Here is an 18,371-nt window from a genome sequence, read left to right as displayed (position 1 = left end):
CATATGCAGCTTTTGTCTTTATTTAATTATTTCTTCAATTTCGCGGATAATCTTCTGCGCGATCTGCTCAGCAGCTTCAGGCGTAGGTCCCTCCGAGTAAATCCGAATAATCGGTTCGGTATTCGATTTACGTAAATGAACCCATTCATTTTCAAAGTCTATTTTCAATCCATCGATTGTTGAATGATCTTCATTTTTATATTTTTCCTCCATTTTGGCCAATAGGTTGTCAATGTCCAATTCCGGAGTCAGTGTAATCTTGTTTTTTGACATAAAGTACTGCGGTAAAGAGGCGCGGTATTCGGAGGCTTTTTTACCAAGTTTCGCCAGATGTGTCAAGAAGATCGCTACCCCTACTAGCGCATCACGGCCATAATGAGATGCCGGATAAATAACACCACCGTTTCCTTCTCCGCCAATTACCGCATCTACTTCCTTCATCTTTGTAACCACGTTGACTTCACCAACAGCAGCGGCATAATATTCGCCACCATGTGCTTTAGTCACATCACGCAGTGCGCGTGTGGAAGATAAATTAGAAACTGTATTTCCTTTTTTATGCTGCAATAAGTAGTCCGCTACTGCCACTAAGGTATATTCTTCACCAAATAACTCACCATCTTCCATCATAAAGACCAATCGATCTACATCTGGATCCACAGCAATTCCTAAATCAGCTTTGTTCTCGATAACCGCAGCCGATAGATCCGTCAAATTCTCTTTTAATGGTTCGGGATTATGCGGAAACTGACCATTCGGTTCACAATGGATTTTATAGATTGTCTGCACACCAAGCGCATCCAATAATGCAGGTATAAATGTACCACCGGTACTGTTAACGGCATCCAAAGCAACTTTAAAATTAGCGGCTTTAATAGCTTCCTTATCAACATATTCCAACGCCAATACAGCGTCTACATGTTTTTGTAAATAGGAATAGTCTTTATGAACCTGTCCTAGTGCTTCAACTTCTGAAAAATCAAAGTCTAAGGATTCACCAAGTGCCAATACTTCTTGCCCTTCGGCATCTGAAATAAATTCGCCCTTTGCATTCAATAACTTTAGCGCGTTCCATTGACCTGGATTGTGTGAAGCAGTCAAAATGATACCACCAGCAGCTTTTTCCATAGGTACGGCAATCTCTACCGTTGGTGTCGTTGAAAGGCCTAGATCAACCACATCAACACCGATGCTTTGCAGGGTTCCAATCACCAAATTACTTACCATCTCACCAGAAACACGCGCATCTCTTCCAACAACAATTTTTTTGATACCACTCTGCTTAACAATTATTTTGCCGTAAGCAGCTGTAAACTTAACGATATCTATCGGGGTAAGTGCCTCTCCAGCACGCCCGCCTATCGTACCTCGTATTCCTGATATTGATTTAATTAAAGTCATTTCTTTTGAATTGATTAACGTGTAAATTTAGTACAATGGCAATAAAATATCGAATTAAAATTATAATTAATGAATATTTAACGTATATTTGTTGCAACAAAGTTGTTTTTAAAAGAAACAACCGTTTGCAATGAAATTATTTTTACTTTTGAAAAGTGAGTTTTTAAAGTTTGGGAATTTCATTGTCATCAGCAACATTTATGATTCAACAATTAGTACACATCGATCAAGAGATTTTTCTGGCCATTAATCAGGGCTTGAGTAACCCCGTGTTTGATTGGTTATTGCCTATATTACGCAATCCATACACTTGGGCACCCTTGTATTTATTTCTGATCATATTTTTCATAAAGACCTATGGAAAAACAGGAATTCTAATTGTTGCCATGACCTTGGTTACCTTCGGAGTTTCCGATGGTATATCATCTCATTTGATCAAAAAGACTGTAAAAAGAATTAGACCATGTAACGACGTGGAGTTTAAAGAAAATGTCAACATCCGGGTGCGATGTGGCTCTGGCTTTAGCTTTACCTCCTCTCATGCGGCCAATCATTTTTCCCTTGCTTTTTTCTGGATTGTACTTTTCCGGAGAAGATGGAAACATGCACTTTGGCTTTGTATTACCTGGGCAACCCTAATTTCAGTCTCTCAAATTTATGTTGGTGTCCATTACCCGTTTGATGTCCTCTGTGGTTCAGCCTTAGGTATACTAGTTGGTTTGGCGACAGGCTATCTATTCAAACGGTTTGTACCTAGCTTTTTTAAAACTGAACACGTATAATGAATTCAATTTTATTGATTTTAATTTTATTCATACCTGCATTTGCAAGTGGAATTGCCGTATTTTTTGTACAAAAGAAAGGAACCAGTTTTCTCAAACTCATCCTTTCTTTCAGTGGAGCCTATTTGTTCTCCATTACCGTGCTTCATCTCATTCCGCATGTCTATCAGTCCACCAATACTTCACCTGAGGTATTGGGTATTTATGTACTTGCTGGATTTCTTTTCCAGCTCTTTCTTGAACAGTTCTCCCAAGGGATCGAGCATGGCCATATCCATACCGAAAATGATCACGACCACCACAACCATCGTTTTCCAATCGGTATTATGTTCAGTCTATGTCTTCATGCTTTCCTTGAGGGCATGCCACTTGCAGCAACACATCAGACTGAACTTGCCCTAGGCATATCCATCCACCACATTCCGGCGGCATTTGCATTGGGGAGTATTCTAATAAGCACGCATTTAAAGAAAAACACCATTCTCATTACACTAGCTTTATTTGCGGCAATGACCCCTTTTGGCTTTTTACTGAGCAAAGCCATCAGTGCAGGTGAAGTGGGCAATATCCAGCAATATTTTGATAAAATCATGGCCGTGGTTATTGGTATCTTCTTGCATATATCTACAACGATACTTTTTGAATCGGGCTCAATTGACCATCATAAATTCAATAAAAAGAAAATGATTGCTGTGATAGCTGGCGTTGCCATTGCACTCGGAAGTTTCTTATTTGTCGGAGAACATGATCATGGGCACGATCAACACCAACAATCGCATGATCATGAACATCATGACCATGCGCATTAATTTTTTTAGCCGCGAAGTTTATCCAGCAGTGTACTTAAGGTCACAGCTTCTTCTTCGCTAATTCGATCGGGTAAAAGATCCTTCATCAGCATATCCTCATCTAAACTCTTAAGAATCGCGAGGCCCTTCTCAGTGATAACCAAATCCACTGCCCTTTTATCACCACCCGATTGACAACGTGAAACCAATTCTTTGGAAACCATGCGATCAATCATACGCGAAATATCCGGTGTAGTGCTCAACATTCTTGATTTAATCAGATTATTGGTTGCAGGCTCGGGATATTGACCCCTTAATATACGCAAGACATTAAACTGTTTCAAAGTGATTCCTTCTTTGGCAGCACGCTGTTCAAGCTCATTGTTAATCCAATTGTACGTATATAGAATATTTACCGTACAACGATGCCATTCATTGCTGAATTTACTTACTTTGATTTCGTCCTCAATCTTCATTCTGGTTGATAATTAATCGTTCTGAATAGTAAAGATAGCTGTTTTTTACTAAATACATAACTATGACATTAGAATCATTCTAAATGGTAGAAATTCTGTATATTTGAAGAATTCAAAAAAAACAGGCAGATGCGTAATAGAACTAGCTTAGATAAGCTAAAAAAAGGGGAAAAAGCAGTAATTATAGATTTTGATTCACACGAAATTCCAGCTAAATTTTTCGAATTGGGGTTTATTCCCGGTACTGAAATAGAGGTGAAACATATCGCACCTTTGGACGGCCCTATATGTCTAAATATCAGTGCTAATAACGCCTTAATTGCTATCCGCAAATCAGAAGCCAAAGTCATCCTTATTGATCAGAAATAATGAATAACCCGATTATTGCACTTTTGGGTAATCCAAATGTGGGTAAAACATCTCTATTTAACCGGATTACAAAATTAAATCAGAAAGTAGGAAATTATCCCGGTATTACGGTCGAAAAACGTGAGGGGCAAGTTAAAGCCAACAACAAAGTTTATCGCATTATTGACTTACCGGGCACATACACCCTGTTCCCAAGTTCACTGGACGAAGAAGTTGTTTTCAACACTTTAGTCAATAAAGAGAGTAGTTTCAGACCGAACCTCGTCGTTGTCGTCGCTGAACCTACGAACCTAAAACGGTCTATTATTCTTTATCAACAAGCCCGGGAGCTCGGTCTGCCGGCCATCTTTGTCATCAATATGATCGATGAAGCCAAAGAAAAAGGAATTACAATCGATGTTCAGAAACTTGAACACCTATTAAATACAAAAGTATACGAAACCAATGCGCGTACGGGGCAAGGTATCGATCAGCTGATCAAAAACTTTGATGCTGTTCCGCCCATGTATATCAGCAAATTCAGTCTACCAACGGAAGCTGATGCGGCGTTAGAGGAAACCAAACGTCTCTTTCCATTAGATACGGAATACCACACCTGGCAATACCTGGCCAAAGGCGAAGTATCCTTTTTATCGAAGGAAAAAAATCAGGCTATTCAGCAAATCCGTGAAAAATATCAATTGCGGGCCGAAAAGCTGCAAAAGGATGAAGCTATATTGCGCAGTAAATCCCTAGATAGCAGCCTTACTGAAATCTATGTAAAGGATGAATCCTCGAATAAAAACAAAACCAATACGATCGATAGCATCCTGCTTCACCCAATCTTTGGTTACGTCATCTTCTTTGGCATCCTCTTTTTAATCTTCCAGGCAATTTATACCTGGTCTGGACCAGCCATGGATTTTATCGACGGTTTATTTGGTGATCTTGCAGCCTATACACAAACAACACTTCCTGCAGGACCTCTGACCGATTTGCTCAGCAATGGTATTATCAAAGGTATTGGCGGGATTGTAATCTTCATCCCACAGATCGTTATTTTATACATCTTTATCTCGATCATGGAAGAAACAGGCTATATGAGCCGTGTTGTTTTCCTGATGGACCGCTGGCTTCGTCCCTTTGGTCTGAATGGAAAATCAGTGATTCCATTGATTTCGGGCGTAGCCTGTGCTGTTCCTGCAGTCATGTCTGCACGTAACATCGAAAATAGCAAAGAAAGACTGGTTACTATTCTGGTAACACCTTTTATGACCTGCTCAGCACGACTTCCTATTTATATCGTTCTGATCGGACTGGTGATACCGGACACGAAATTAGGAGGATTTCAAATACAAGGGATTGTATTGTTTGTGATGTACCTGCTTGGCATATTCGCAGCTTTGCTATCCGCGATTATCCTGACCAAAGTCATCAAATCAAAACACAAATCATTTCTCATCTTTGAACTCCCCACCTATAAGACTCCGGATTGGAAAAATGTAGCCTTAAATGTTTGGGAAAAAGCATCAAGCTTTGTCTTCGGCGCAGGTAAAATTATTTTAGCCATTTCCGTTATACTCTGGGCATTAGGTAGTTTTGGTCCAAACGACAAATTTAGCCAAGCAGAAGAATATGTAACAAAAAATAACCCCAACCTGTCCGAAGCAGATTTGGAGCATGAAGTTTCATCTTATCGTCTGGAACACTCCTTCCTTGGTTATCTTGGCATGGCTATTGAACCTGTTGTTGAACCATTGGGCTATGACTGGAAGATGGGCATAGGTCTCATTTCTTCCTTTGCTGCCCGAGAAGTGTTTGTGGGCACAATGGCAACAGTATATAGCCTTGGTGACGAAGTGGATATCGAAGATGAAGCATCTAAAACAACGGTATTAGGCAAAATGAAAAGCGAAATTAACCGGAATACCGGTTTACCGGCTTACAATTTAGCTTCCGGTGTATCCTTATTACTGTTCTATGCTTTTGCTATGCAATGTATGAGTACAATTGCGGCAGTAAAAAGGGAAACAGGCTCATGGAAATGGACTTTAATACAACTTGGTTTTATGACAGGTTTGGCCTATTTCAGTGCCTTAATTGCTTATCAACTTTTAAAATAAAAAGCTATGGATAATTTAACAGTACAATATCTCATCGTAGGAATTCTCGTTTTGGCGGCTGTATGGTATGTCGTTAAAAATGTCCGAAAATCATTAAAGGGCAAGTCGAGCTGCTCGAAAGGCTGTGGATGCGACTGCAGCGTAGAAAAAACACAAAAAGCAAATTAATTTATCTTTTTGAGTAGCATTTGCAAATAAGATTTCGTTATTAGCTAGAGTGGCCAAAAATCACACTAGCTACTAATTCATAAAGCGCCGTATTTCCAAATTACGGCGCTTTCTATTTCTTAACCAAACATGGCTCCCGCCATTGTTTATAAAAAAACTACGAAATACATTAAAACCACAACAGAATGTGCACAAATACCTAAGTGTTTTATTAACTTTATGCGCTTAGGGCAAAAGATGCACTGGGAGCCACGTTATTCGTCGGCACATCATACAGCGGCAGCAATTTTGACCAATTCGATTCTTGTACGGAGTAAATGTCTTCACAGGTTTCCCCTGCAAAGGATCGGTCAAAACAAACTAGTAACCGTATTAACCATACACATGGAGAAACAGAACAATAAGGAAGAATTAAAAAGAGGACTTCAAAATAGACATATTCAATTAATTGCCCTGGGTGGTGCAATTGGTACGGGTTTATTTCTAGGTATCGGAAAGGCTGCCACACTTGCTGGGCCGGCAGTTATACTCGGCTATGCTTTCGCTGGAATTATTGCTTTTTTTATTATGCGCCAATTGGGCGAGATGGTCGTTGAGGAACCTGTTTCAGGAAGTTTTAGCTACTTCGCCAATAAATATTGGGGTTCTTTTGCAGGTTATGCTTCGGGCTGGAACTATTGGGTCCTTTATATCTTGGTGAGCATGGCCGAACTCACAGCAATAGGTGTTTATGTGCAGTTCTGGTGGCCAGAAATACCCCTATGGGCATCAAGTTTATTTTTCTTCTTTGCAATCAACGCCCTTAATCTTGCCTCTGTCAAAATTTATGGCGAGACGGAATTTTGGTTTTCCATTATTAAGGTTGTTGCGATCATCGCAATGATCGTTTTTGGTGTATACTTACTGGTAAGCGGTACTGGAGGTGAGCAGGCAAGTCTCAGCAACCTGACTTCACATGGTGGTTTTTTCCCAAAAGGCTGGTTTAACGAAACATCGGATGGCAACTTTGAAGGTCTCCTTTCTGCCATGGCATTGATTATGTTTTCTTTCGGTGGCCTAGAGTTGGTTGGCATTACTGCTGCAGAAGCCGAACATCCCGAAAAGAACATCCCCAAAGCGACCAACCAGGTGATCTATCGGATCTTAATCTTTTATGTAGGCGCACTCATTATTCTTTTCTCTTTGACACCGTGGACAAATATCACAGCCGATACAAGTCCCTTTGTACTGGTATTTGACAAACTTAATGGATTTGAATTTACCCTCTTTGGAAAGACTTTTTATTTTACAAAAATTATCGCAAATGCGCTAAATCTCATTGTCCTTACCGCCGCATTATCTGTTTATAATAGTAGCGTCTACAGCAACAGCAGAATGTTATATGGACTGGCAGAACAGGGGAATGCCCCTCGTTTTCTTTCGAAACTCAACAAGAATCATGCGCCTATTAACGCAATTTTAGTCTCGGCACTGTTCGCTGCGATCTGTGTATTTATCAACTATGTTGCGCCGAAAAATGCCTTAGAGATCTTGATGTCACTGGTGGTATCTTCACTGATTATAAACTGGGTGATGATTTCCATTACACACTTGTATTTCAGAAAGAATAAACTCGATACCCACTTGCGGACCAAGTTCCCATCCTTTCTATATCCCCTAAGTAACTATATCTGTCTGATCTTTTTGATCGCTGTACTTGGCATCATGTGGATAACAGGAATGAAACTTCCTGTAGAATTGATCCCTGCTTGGCTTATATTACTCTATGTGAGTTATGTTTTGATCAAAAGAAAGAAATCTTAGTTCACTGAACCTCGTTCTTATCTATAAAAAAAGCCTGATTCATACAATGAATCAGGCTTTTTTGCTAAAATTTAAAGCGGGTATTCCTCATCGAGAACAGCAAATTCATAGTTGTCGCTCCAACCATCTTTTAACGGCAAAATTTTCCGTCTGCGAGCCTCTTTGACCATGCCGACTTTCTCCATTACTTTAGCGGAAGCGATATTTTCAACAGCACAACCGCCCTCAATTCTATGAAAATTAAGTTCCTTGAAACCAAATGTCAGGATTCGGTTCAATGCCTCTGTAGCATAGCCCTTATTCCACATTTTCGGAACAAGCTTAAACCATACTTCTGCATTTCGATAGCGTAGCTTGACAACGCTGATATTAATTAGACCAATAAACTCCTTTCCTTCTAGAGTTTCTATGTAAAACGTATAATCCTTTCGGACATCGGATTCATTGATTTGCGCTGACCAAGCTTCCACCATTTGCGCCGTATGGGCTATTCCATCCGGAAATCCACTCGGATTAAATAATGCAGATTCAGGGTACATTAATAGGGAATGGATATTTTCCAAATCTATTTTCTCTACGGATCTGAGTTTGAGCCGTTCTGTTCTAATTTCCATTTTTAAAATTACACAAATGGCTTAATTTTCTGCTGCCATTTGACAATAATAACTAAAACAAGCCCAGCTGCGTGCCTGCATCGGGTAAGCGGAAAAGATCCCTTCTCAAGGATGGAAGCGTCCCATTATTCATATATTTCTTGACGGAAAGCTTGAATAAATGCTGTAAGCTCTCGGCCATATGGCCATCCCCTTTTATCCTCCGTCCAAAATCGGTATCGTTAATTTTTCCACCATGGCAGGCTTCAATCCAATGTAATACCTTTTCAGCACGGTCAGGATAATTCTGATAGAGCCAATCCTTAAAGATACCACCGATCTGTCCATTGAGCCTTACGATGGTATAAGAGGCTGTAATTGCTCCCGCATCTGCTCCCGAACGGATCAAATCTGAAATCTCATCACTATTAATCCCCGGAACGATGGGCGCCATCATCAGCATGACGGGTACACCTATCCCTGCCAATCCCTCGATCAGTTTCAACCGGGCCGATGCCGTTGCAGTACGTGGTTCCATTTTCTGACGTACCTCCTCGCGCAACGAATTGATGGTTACTGCAACGGAAACCAGATTGCGTGCTGCAAGCTCACGCAAAAGATCAAAATCCCGCCGCATCAGTACATTTTTGCTGATGATAGAGACCGGATGCTGGTATTTGACCATCAATTCTAAAAGCGAACGTGTGATACCCAGCTTCCGTTCAATAGGTTGGTAACAGTCTGTATTGCCTGAAAGCATAATCAAATCGGGCTGATAGCTCGATTTTCTAAACTCCTGTTCGAGAAGCTGAGCGGCATTATGTTTTACCAAGATCTTACGCTCAAAATCCAATCCTGCACTAAAACCCCAATACTCATGCGAATTGCGTGCATAACAATAAATACAACCATGTTCACAGCCCTGATAGGGATTAATGGATCTTTCAAAACGGAGATCCGGGCTATTTGATTTGGATATAATGGATTTTGGATGAGTCGGAATAAATTGTGTTTTTTCGGTCCCCAAAAACTCCTCATCCAGCCCTTCAACATGCTCCTGCACGTATTGGTTAGAAAAAAATTTATTATTGGGATTGATCTGTGCCCCTCTACCCTTAAAATATTCTGACGAATTCATAAGTTAAAATTACTAAAATTATTAGTAATAACAAATTAAGATTTCTCAATTTTCACAAAGGCGGAAAGCGAATATCTTCTAGTTTGAAGCTCAACTAAATCGCATTTTAAACCAAATAAAAATCCCTATACTGTCGTTACAGTATAGGGATTGAAATTCTTATGCTAGATCTCAGTCCAGCTTCTTCTTATTTCATTAAGAAACCACCACCGAGTAGATCATTGCCTTCATAAAAAACGGCCGATTGTCCAGGAGCAATACCTTTCACATTGTGTACAAAATCAATGCGCACTTTATCACCTTCTTGGGAGATGGTCGACAAAGCACCAGAATCTTTATAACGTACCTTTGAAATTGCTTCCATCGGTTGATCCAGTCCTGCGTATTTCACAAAGTTCACATTGCGAACATAGGCATGTGACTTTTCAAGTTCGTGTTCTTCACCCAATACCACCGTATTACTTTCTGGAAGGATTTCGATCACAAACATCGGTTTACCCAAGGCAATACCTAAGCCTTTACGTTGACCGATGGTGAAATAAGGGTAGCCAATATGTTTACCGACGACGGTACCATCGGAAAGGATAAAATTACCCGGACCAATTTGTTGATCCAATGTTGGCACCTTATGTCTCAAAAACGCACGGTAGTCGTTGTCAGGAACGAAACAGATCTCGTAGCTTTCAGATTTATTGGCCAATTCTTTTTGTCCCATATCCAAAGCCATCTGACGAATTTCCTTTTTCGTGAAAGATCCTAAAGGAAACTGGGTCCGAGCAAGGTTTTCTTGTGACACGCCCCATAGAACGTAAGATTGATCTTTGTTTTCATCCTTACCTTTTGATATCACATAGCGACCATTGTCGTGCATACGGATATTGGCATAGTGCCCGGTAGCGATAAATTCGCAGTCCAATTTGTCAGCACGTTTCATTAAAGCCTCCCACTTGATGTGGGTATTACACAAAACGCATGGGTTAGGCGTGCGCCCAGCAATATATTCTTCTACAAAATTATCAATCACAAAATCTCCAAACTCATCACGTATATCTAATATATAATGAGGGAAACCATAGTTTACGGCTAATGTACGAGCGTCATTGATACTATCAAGGCTACAACATCCGGTCTCTTTCGACGAACCACCTGCGGATGCATAATCCCATGTCTTCATCGTGATACCGATAACTTCATATCCTTGTTCGTGGAGCATGACAGAAGCAACGGAGCTATCTACCCCTCCACTCATTGCAACTAAAACTCTTCCTCTTTTACTCATCTCTAATTATTGAAATGCAAAGATACAGCTTATTCCTTTTTCTCTATGTTAGTTTCTTGTAATTTTATCTCGATCAAAATCAACACGTTCGAAAAAAGTATAAAAATAATCTCCATAAAAGTTTTAGAATTCAAATTATCGGACTATATTTGCATCGCAATAGGGGAACAAACCCATAGCAAAAAAGCGGTGCCATAGCTCAGCTGGTAGAGCAAAGGACTGAAAATCCTTGTGTCCCTGGTTCGAACCCAGGTGGCACCACGCTTCAATCTGATGATCACAGATTTAAATAAAAGGTCAACTGGTGCCATAGCTCAGCTGGTAGAGCAAAGGACTGAAAATCCTTGTGTCCCTGGTTCGAACCCAGGTGGCACCACAAAAAAAGCTTGTTCATTGAACAGGCTTTTTTTGTTTTATCTAACTGCATTTCATACAACTTCCCCTTCATCTATGCTGTGTAGAACATTCACCATACCACTACTACCCGAGTTCGATGGGAGATGTTTTCATTGATTGAAGGGCAATATCAAAAAACGATTATGGATTTTGGAAATGAACCGGAGTTGTTACTTTAAAAACCACACAAGTTTAATTCCCAAAATCCAACCGCTTTTCTGCTACGATTCAGCAATAATAGAGCGATCTAGATGCACATAGCCACCGTCCACATGAATCAACTGACCTGTCGTATGGCTTGATTTGCTCGATAAAAGAAATACAGTTGTATCGGCGATTTCTTCTGCTGTCGTCATGCGATGCTCCAATGGAATGCGGTCCGTAATTTTCTTCAAGGTCTCCTCCGGATTTGATAAGGTTTGAATCCAGGTATCGTATTGCGGAGTGGCACATTCTGCCACAATAATAGCATTTACACGAATCGAGTAAGGTAACAATTCTACAGCCCACTCACGTGTAAGCGCATTACGTCCACCATTGGATGCCGCATAAGCCGAGGTATTCCCCTGTCCTGTTTCGCCAGTTTTGGACGAAATATTCACAATACTACCTTTAGAAGCTTTCAATGCATCCAAGGCATGATGTGCCATCAGATAGTAGTGGATTAAGTTCTTGTGCAGAGAAGCAACAAATTTTTCATAATTACCTGATGCTAATCCAACACCATCATTTTGCCCAGCATTATTCACCAAACCATCGATACGGCCATATACTTCCAATGTCTTTTGGACTGCTCGTTCACAATCTTCGGGTTTAGATAGCTCTGCTTCAATACAGAGTGCATCCACACCAAATTGCTTGATTTCTTCCTTGACTTTTTCATTATCCGCCTGTTTACGACCAACAATGACCGGAATAGCCTGTTCTTTAGCTAACGCATGAACTACGGCCCGCCCGATTCCTTTTGCTCCGCCGGTAACAATAACAACTTTATCTCTTAAATGAAGATCCATAATACTTTTATTGAATGGTTTGTTTCATTGATTGTGCTTAACATTAGCAACAATGAACTCGTTCTCTGGTTATTGATTAATTTATATTGACGTTATTCAGCCCGATTATCCTGCTTCATGGCCAATAGAAAACTTCAGCATGCTATTTTTCCCTTTCATAACATACTGAAGTTCTTCCTCTTAAAGATTATACACGCGTATAGCGTTCTCTGCCCAAAATGCGTTCTTCTCTGCAGCTGTAAATTGCCCTAGTTTATCTTCAACTATGGCAATACTTTCTTCGTAAGATGCCGCCAATAGACATACCGGCCAATCTGACCCATACATAATGCGCTCCTTTCCAAAACGTGCAAAGATATGTTCCAGATATTGTTTAAAATCATCAAGCTTCCATCCCTCCCAATCGGCCTCTGTGGCAAGTCCAGAAACTTTACAGACAACATTCGGAAAAGCCGATAGCGCATCGATAAACGCTGCCCACTCATCAAATGCTTTCGATTTGATTGGCGGTTTGGCAATATGATCCAGCACAAATTGTAGATTTGGATTTTGCTGCACACAATCTAGTGTTGCTGCATAATGACGTGGACGGATGAGCAGATCATAAGTATAACCATAATCTGCCAATGCCTTCAGTCCATTTAGTACGGCAGGGCGGATAAGAAAATCAGGATCCGCTTCTCCTTCAACAATGTGACGAAATCCTTTGATGACCTTATCTGATTGATAGGCATCCAACTGTTGTCGAATATCTGCTGCTTGAAGATCAATCCAGCCCACAACGCCTTTAATAAAAGGATAATCATTAGCCAGCTGAACCAAATAAGCAGTCTCTTCTTTGGATTGATCTGCCTGAACAGCAACACTCCCTCCGAATCCATTTCGTTCAAGCACAAACTGAATATCCAAAGGGCTGAAATCACGTCTTATGACTTGCATTTCTTCGGTAATCCAACTATCTCTAATTGGATCGAATTTCCAGAAATGCTGATGGGTATCTATACGCATAATGAAATGAAAACCTGATGAGCAATTAATTTTTTGAATACGCTACAACAGTCTGACGGGACTCCCCAAGACCATCTGCTCCTAACTCGATAACATCGCCAGGTTTCAAGTAAATCGGTGGATTAAATCCTAACCCAACACCTGCAGGTGTACCTGTTGAAATAACGTCGCCAGGCAACAAGGTCATAAATTTAGACACATACGATACCACATGTGCTACCGAGAAGATCAAATCCTTGGTATTGCCATCCTGATAGGTTTTTCCGTTTACCTTTAACCATAGGCGCACATTGTTGATATCTTTGATTTCTTCTTTTGTAGCCATGAAAGGTCCCATTGGCGCAAAAGTATCACATCCTTTTCCTTTATCCCAAGTACCGCCACGTTCCAACTGATACTCACGTTCGGAAACATCATTGTGCAACACATATCCAACCACATAATCTAAGGCCTCATGCTCTTCTACATAAGAGGCTTTTTTACCGATCACGATACAGAATTCCACTTCCCAATCTGTTTTTACAGAATCTTTAGGAATCATCACATTATCGTATGGACCTACCAACGAAGTGGTCGATTTCATAAAGATGATCGGTTCAGCAGGAATAGGTGCATTGGTTTCCTTTGCATGGTCTAAATAGTTCAATCCAATACAAACAATTTTGGATGGACGGGCAAAAGGTGCTCCGATACGCTCGCCTTGAGGAACTTCAATCAACTTACCTTCATTTGCCTTGACAAATTCTTCTAAACGAGCTACACCATCCTCAGCAAAGAATTGCTCATTGTAGTCACCACCAAATGCGCTTACATCGTAATTTACGCCATCGATCTGAACACCGATTTTCTCTTTGCCTTGAGCTCCAAAACGTATTAATTTCATTTTTATAGTATTGAGATAATAGATATTTTATTTTTAGCTTTTTAATTGTTCAATTTAATAAAACCACCATCAATTGGATAGTCATTTCCAGTAATAAATCCCGCGTCGTCACTACACAGGAAAAGTGCTAATTTGGCAATTTCCTCCGGTTGTGCCATGCGGCCTATTGGCTGACTTGCTGATAATTTTTCAAACATTTCTTCCTCTTTTCCAGGATAGTTTTTTGCGATAAATCCATCCACAAATGGCGTATGTACACGCGCAGGCGAAATGCTATTGCAACGAATACCGTATGCCATGTAATCCCTTGCAACAGACATTGACATCGCGTAAATAGCACCTTTGCTCATCGAATAAGCAAAACGATCCGTGATACCAACCCATGCAGCGATGGATGCTAGATTAAGGATTGCTCCAGAACCCTGCGCTTTCATCATCGGCACGATAGCATGCAATGCATTATAAGCTCCCTTAACATTCACATTAAAAACACGCTCAAAATCTTCTGATTGACAATTTTCCAAATTACCAACATGAGCAATACCTGCATTATTTACTAAAATATCAATTTTTCCGATATTTTGTGCTATAGCAGTAATTTCTTGCTGGTCAGTTACATTACAACGATTAAACGCAGCCTGACCACCCAAAGCCAAGATCTCATCAACCACAGCATTACCACCGTCTTCATTCAAATCCAGAATATGAACTTTTGCTCCTTCTGCAGCAAATTGCAGACTGATCGCACGGCCTATCCCACTACCACCACCGGTAATTACAGCTACTTTTTGTTCTAATTTTCCCATTGTTATTTAATTGTTAATGTCAATACCAAATCTGCTTCATCTGTCGATGTTGGCAAATCCACGCGTAGACTATTGTTCTTATGACTAAACTTAATCTCTTTCTTTCCGATAAATGTGCTTACTTTTTTCACTTGATAAGGCAGGTTATTGATCAACAATTCCTTTTTATCGGTTTTAAACACATGTAGATACACCTGGTTTCCTTTTTTCGTCAACGCATAATCGTCTGTTGGCGGCACCGCTCCCCCCTCTGTTCCATAGATTGTTTCACCATACACCGATAGCCATTTTCCAAGTTCTTTCAAACGCTCCTGTTGATAGTCCTGAATCTCACCGTTCGGCATCGGACCTACATTGAGCAATAAATTGGAACCATGACCAGCTGCCTTGACCAGGTATTTCAGTACTTCCTGAAAAGATTTACGTGTCCGATCTTTCAGCTCAAATCCCCACGATCCAGCAATTGTTCCACATACTTCCTTCGGTAATTTCCCGACATCATGTGCATTCGTACCGAACCCAGTGGTATTCTCCCCAGGCAAATCACGTTCGAACATCTGAAAATCTTCACCTTCAAATGGTGCCAAATGGTGATTGTTACCCACCAAACATTGTGGCTGTAACTTATGAATCAATTCATAGATTTCTTTGAAATGCCAATCTTCATTGGGCTTGTCCCAATGACCATCGAACCAGATCCCATCGATCTTACCATAATTGCTCAAAAGTTCGGTCAATTGGCTTTTCATAAACTGAACATAATGATTCCAATCCCCTTTTGTTGAATCACGGCCCGCAATGCCACCGCCCGTTTTACCAACGGGTAGATAATCATCCCGGTGCCAATCTAAAAGTGAATAGTAGAACATCACTTTTATCCCTTCAGCATGGCAAGCTTCCACCAACTCTTTCACAATATCGCGTTTGAAGGGAGATTTCTTCACCACGTTATAGTCCGAAATCTGGCTATCCCACATCGAAAATCCATCATGATGTCTGGTGGTAAAGGTGATATACTTTGCTCCGGCCTGTTTAAATAACTTCGCCCATTCTTTCGCATTGAAGGAAATTGGATTGAAAAATTTAGGCAGCAATGCATATTCATCCAAACTGATATTTTGGTTGTTCATGACCCATTCACCATCTCCCAGCACACTATATACCCCCCAATGGATAAAAACTCCAAACCGAGATTGTTCAAACCATTCCCTATTTTTTAAATTTTCGGGACTGGGCTGATAATGTTGCTGGCTATAGCTCGCGGATACAGATCCCATCAGCAAGGCCAAACCACAGATTACATGTTTAAGTTTCATATGTAAATAATTAGTTGTCATGGATTTTCAATAAACTCATTATACTCAACTACAATGAAACACCTCTACGCCATGGAATGAAATCGTCTTGCCCCAACAACACCGCTTTTGGTTTCACTTCACCAGAAGCAACTTCTATCACATAATCCAAAATACGATGTGCAGCCTCCTCAATAGTCTCTGTACCTTCGATAATGGTACCACAGTTCAGATCCAGGATATCGGGCATTTTCTCAAAAGTTTTGGTATTTGTTGAAAGTTTCACCACCGGTGTAATCGGGTTACCCGTGGGTGTACCTAGGCCAGTCGTAAACAAGACGATATTGGCACCAGCTGCCACCTCTGCAGTGGTACTTTCCACATCATTACCTGGAGTACATAATAAGTTTAACCCCGGACCGTTGGCCAATTCAGGATAATCAATCACCGCTGCAACAGGAGAGGTTCCTCCTTTTTTGGCTGCCCCTGCAGACTTAATCGCGTCAGTAATTAAGCCATCACGAATATTTCCCGGAGAAGGATTCATATAGAAACCCGAGCCATCAGCCTCGGCTTTTGCATTATAAGTACGCATCAGCGACATAAAACGCTCCGCAGTTGACTCATCAATACAACGATCACTCAACTCCTGTTCAACGCCACATAATTCAGGGAACTCCGCGAGAATCACCGATCCGCCTAAAGTCACCAAAATATCCGACACAAAACCGAGTGCTGGATTAGCAGAGATACCTGAGAATCCGTCCGAGCCACCACATTCCAGTCCAATACACAATTTGTCCAATGTGGCTGGTTTGCGCTCATTTTTATCAGCTTGCATCATCCCCGCAAAAGTTGCCTTAATAGCCTTTTGCATAAGCTCTTTTTCAGTTCCTTCTTTCTGCTGTTCGAAAATATACAGCGGGCGATCAAAACCCGGGCTTCGCTTTTCAATTTCCGCCTTCAGAATAGAAGCCTGCGCATGCTGGCATCCTAAACTCAACACCGTTGCCCCCGCAACATTCGGATGGGTAATATAGCCAGCCAAAAGACCACATAAAGCATCCGAATCCATACGTGTTCCACCGCATCCCATCTCATGATTCAAAAACTTGATTCCATCGACATTTTTGAATAGGCGTTCCTGCTCACTGGAAGTCGAATTAGCAAGTAGATCCTGACTAAGGATCGCATTTACATCAGCACCAGACTTATATAAGCCAATGAGATCGTCAACTTCTGAGATGTAATTATTCGCTTTTACTTTATAGCCGAGCTTTTCCTCAAAAGCAGCCTTCAAGGTCAATACATTTCTGTTTTCGCAAAAAACCAATGGAATAACCAACCAGTAATTGGCCGTTCCAACAGTCCCATTTGAACGGTGAAATCCATTGAACGTTTTATCTCTAAATGCAGCAACATCAGGTTTTGTCCAAGCTGTCTTACGGTTGCCCATTCTAAAATCTTCCGACGCATGGCGCAAGTTTTCGGTGGTAATGAGTTCCCCTTCAGCTAAGGGAGTATTCAATTTCCCAACCAGAACACCATACATCAATATCTCCGTATCTTGTTCCATTGGCTGGATCGTGAATTTATGCTTGGCAGCAACAGCTTGCTTTAATGTAAATTCCTTACCTTCAAAAACAATCGTTGTTCCCTCAGCCAAGTCCTGTAATGCAACAAGGACATTATCCATTGGATGGATCTGTAAATAGCGCTGTATAGCCATAATTATACTAATTCAAATATTTTTGTCATCATTACCCATTTCTCTCCTGGATTTGCCCCCGGAATAGCCGCCTGATATTTCCACATCAGCTGTTCCCATTCCTGAACTTTTTCATTGGCAGCATCCATAGCTGATTTTTTCTCAAATGAAAAATCCTCACCTACCTCCATGTTCATAAACAATCTATTTTCAAAACGATAGATCTCCATCTGCAGAATACCTGCATCCAGAATCGAGCGTTTTATTTCCGGCCACACTTCACGGTGGTAATCCTCATATTCCTTGATCAATTGTGGATCGTCCACAAGATCCAAGGCCATGACATATCTTTTCATTACTAAC

Annotated in this window: 18 protein-coding genes and 2 tRNA genes; 8 read left to right on the top strand and 12 right to left on the bottom strand. The window is 40.8% G+C overall.

Features of this window, described 5'->3' with window-relative positions; all coding sequences use genetic code 11:
• Nucleotides 1-18: 18 nt before the first annotated feature.
• On the bottom strand, nt 19-1,401 hold the full coding sequence (gene glmM / locus A9970_RS21055; RefSeq protein WP_120336231.1) for a phosphoglucosamine mutase: 1,383 nt from the start codon (nt 1,399-1,401) through the stop codon (nt 19-21).
• A 200-nt stretch (nt 1,402-1,601) separates the two neighbouring features.
• Between glmM and A9970_RS21050 the strand changes: the two genes are divergently transcribed.
• Both A9970_RS21050 and A9970_RS21045 read left to right on the top strand, forming a co-directional pair.
• The gene (locus A9970_RS21050; protein WP_153845160.1) at nt 1,602-2,183 is read left to right on the top strand and encodes a phosphatase PAP2 family protein; all 582 of its coding nucleotides are present in this window, start codon (nt 1,602-1,604) and stop codon (nt 2,181-2,183) included.
• Complete coding sequence (locus A9970_RS21045; RefSeq protein ID WP_153845159.1) at nt 2,183-2,992, top strand: ZIP family metal transporter; 810 nt, start codon at nt 2,183-2,185, stop codon at nt 2,990-2,992. Before A9970_RS21050 ends, A9970_RS21045 begins: the two co-directional genes overlap by 1 nt.
• A gap of 5 nt (nt 2,993-2,997) precedes the next feature.
• Here the strand turns inward: A9970_RS21045 and A9970_RS21040 are convergent, their stop codons facing one another.
• Nucleotides 2,998-3,447, bottom strand: a complete 450-nt coding sequence (locus A9970_RS21040) for a MarR family winged helix-turn-helix transcriptional regulator (RefSeq protein ID WP_182983576.1) — start codon at nt 3,445-3,447, stop codon at nt 2,998-3,000.
• 129 nt (nt 3,448-3,576) lie between these two features.
• Here A9970_RS21040 and A9970_RS21035 point away from each other — a divergent pair, with 129 nt between their 5' ends.
• From A9970_RS21035 to A9970_RS21020, 4 genes are all read left to right on the top strand, one after another.
• Nucleotides 3,577-3,816, top strand: coding sequence for a FeoA family protein (locus A9970_RS21035; RefSeq protein WP_182983575.1), 240 nt, complete (start codon nt 3,577-3,579; stop codon nt 3,814-3,816).
• The gene (feoB, locus tag A9970_RS21030; protein ID WP_182983574.1) at nt 3,816-5,918 is read left to right on the top strand and encodes a ferrous iron transport protein B; all 2,103 of its coding nucleotides are present in this window, start codon (nt 3,816-3,818) and stop codon (nt 5,916-5,918) included. The genes A9970_RS21035 and feoB overlap by 1 nt, the downstream gene beginning before the upstream one ends.
• Before the next feature lie 6 nt (nt 5,919-5,924).
• Nucleotides 5,925-6,086 (top strand): FeoB-associated Cys-rich membrane protein, encoded by a 162-nt coding sequence (locus A9970_RS21025; protein ID WP_075993917.1) that lies wholly within the window; start codon nt 5,925-5,927, stop codon nt 6,084-6,086.
• Nucleotides 6,087-6,470: 384 nt separating this feature from the next.
• The gene (locus A9970_RS21020; protein ID WP_182983573.1) at nt 6,471-7,889 is read left to right on the top strand and encodes an amino acid permease; all 1,419 of its coding nucleotides are present in this window, start codon (nt 6,471-6,473) and stop codon (nt 7,887-7,889) included.
• 71 nt (nt 7,890-7,960) lie between these two features.
• Here the strand turns inward: A9970_RS21020 and A9970_RS21015 are convergent, their stop codons facing one another.
• From A9970_RS21015 to mnmA, 3 genes are all read right to left on the bottom strand, one after another.
• Nucleotides 7,961-8,503 carry a GNAT family N-acetyltransferase gene (locus A9970_RS21015; protein ID WP_153845156.1) on the bottom strand — a complete coding sequence of 181 codons (543 nt, stop codon included), beginning with the start codon at nt 8,501-8,503 and terminating at the stop codon, nt 7,961-7,963.
• Nucleotides 8,504-8,555: 52 nt separating this feature from the next.
• A complete protein-coding gene (locus A9970_RS21010; RefSeq protein WP_182983572.1) occupies nt 8,556-9,620 on the bottom strand; it encodes a PA0069 family radical SAM protein in 1,065 nt (354 codons plus the stop codon).
• A 187-nt stretch (nt 9,621-9,807) separates the two neighbouring features.
• Nucleotides 9,808-10,899 (bottom strand): tRNA 2-thiouridine(34) synthase MnmA, encoded by a 1,092-nt coding sequence (gene mnmA, locus A9970_RS21005; protein ID WP_046672147.1) that lies wholly within the window; start codon nt 10,897-10,899, stop codon nt 9,808-9,810.
• Nucleotides 10,900-11,087: 188 nt separating this feature from the next.
• On the opposite strand from mnmA, the gene A9970_RS21000 reads away from it, so the two are divergent.
• A tRNA-Phe gene (locus A9970_RS21000) sits at nt 11,088-11,160 on the top strand.
• A gap of 42 nt (nt 11,161-11,202) precedes the next feature.
• A tRNA-Phe gene (locus tag A9970_RS20995) sits at nt 11,203-11,275 on the top strand.
• A gap of 241 nt (nt 11,276-11,516) precedes the next feature.
• On the opposite strand, the gene A9970_RS20990 is transcribed toward A9970_RS20995, so the two are convergent.
• From A9970_RS20990 to A9970_RS20960, 7 genes are all read right to left on the bottom strand, one after another.
• Entirely contained in the window at nt 11,517-12,308 is a 792-nt protein-coding gene (locus tag A9970_RS20990; protein WP_159731720.1) for an SDR family oxidoreductase, read from the bottom strand.
• Nucleotides 12,309-12,488: 180 nt separating this feature from the next.
• Nucleotides 12,489-13,316, bottom strand: coding sequence for an amidohydrolase (locus A9970_RS20985; protein ID WP_182983571.1), 828 nt, complete (start codon nt 13,314-13,316; stop codon nt 12,489-12,491).
• Between the two features lie 25 nt (nt 13,317-13,341).
• Nucleotides 13,342-14,199, bottom strand: a complete 858-nt coding sequence (locus tag A9970_RS20980) for a fumarylacetoacetate hydrolase family protein (RefSeq protein ID WP_182983570.1) — start codon at nt 14,197-14,199, stop codon at nt 13,342-13,344.
• A 41-nt stretch (nt 14,200-14,240) separates the two neighbouring features.
• Complete coding sequence (locus tag A9970_RS20975) at nt 14,241-15,005, bottom strand: SDR family NAD(P)-dependent oxidoreductase (RefSeq protein WP_182983569.1); 765 nt, start codon at nt 15,003-15,005, stop codon at nt 14,241-14,243.
• 2 nt (nt 15,006-15,007) lie between these two features.
• On the bottom strand, nt 15,008-16,321 hold the full coding sequence (locus tag A9970_RS20970) for an alpha-L-fucosidase (protein ID WP_182983568.1): 1,314 nt from the start codon (nt 16,319-16,321) through the stop codon (nt 15,008-15,010).
• A gap of 49 nt (nt 16,322-16,370) precedes the next feature.
• The gene (locus A9970_RS20965; RefSeq protein WP_153845149.1) at nt 16,371-18,029 is read right to left on the bottom strand and encodes a UxaA family hydrolase; all 1,659 of its coding nucleotides are present in this window, start codon (nt 18,027-18,029) and stop codon (nt 16,371-16,373) included.
• A 2-nt stretch (nt 18,030-18,031) separates the two neighbouring features.
• Nucleotides 18,032-18,364 carry an L-rhamnose mutarotase gene (locus A9970_RS20960; RefSeq protein WP_182330832.1) on the bottom strand — a complete coding sequence of 111 codons (333 nt, stop codon included), beginning with the start codon at nt 18,362-18,364 and terminating at the stop codon, nt 18,032-18,034.
• Nucleotides 18,365-18,371 lie beyond the last annotated feature (7 nt).

Origin of the sequence: Sphingobacterium sp. UME9 (assembly GCF_014170215.1) — a bacterium.
In the GTDB taxonomy this organism is placed as follows: domain Bacteria; phylum Bacteroidota; class Bacteroidia; order Sphingobacteriales; family Sphingobacteriaceae; genus Sphingobacterium; species Sphingobacterium paramultivorum.
This window is presented reverse-complemented; position numbering and strand designations above follow the sequence as displayed.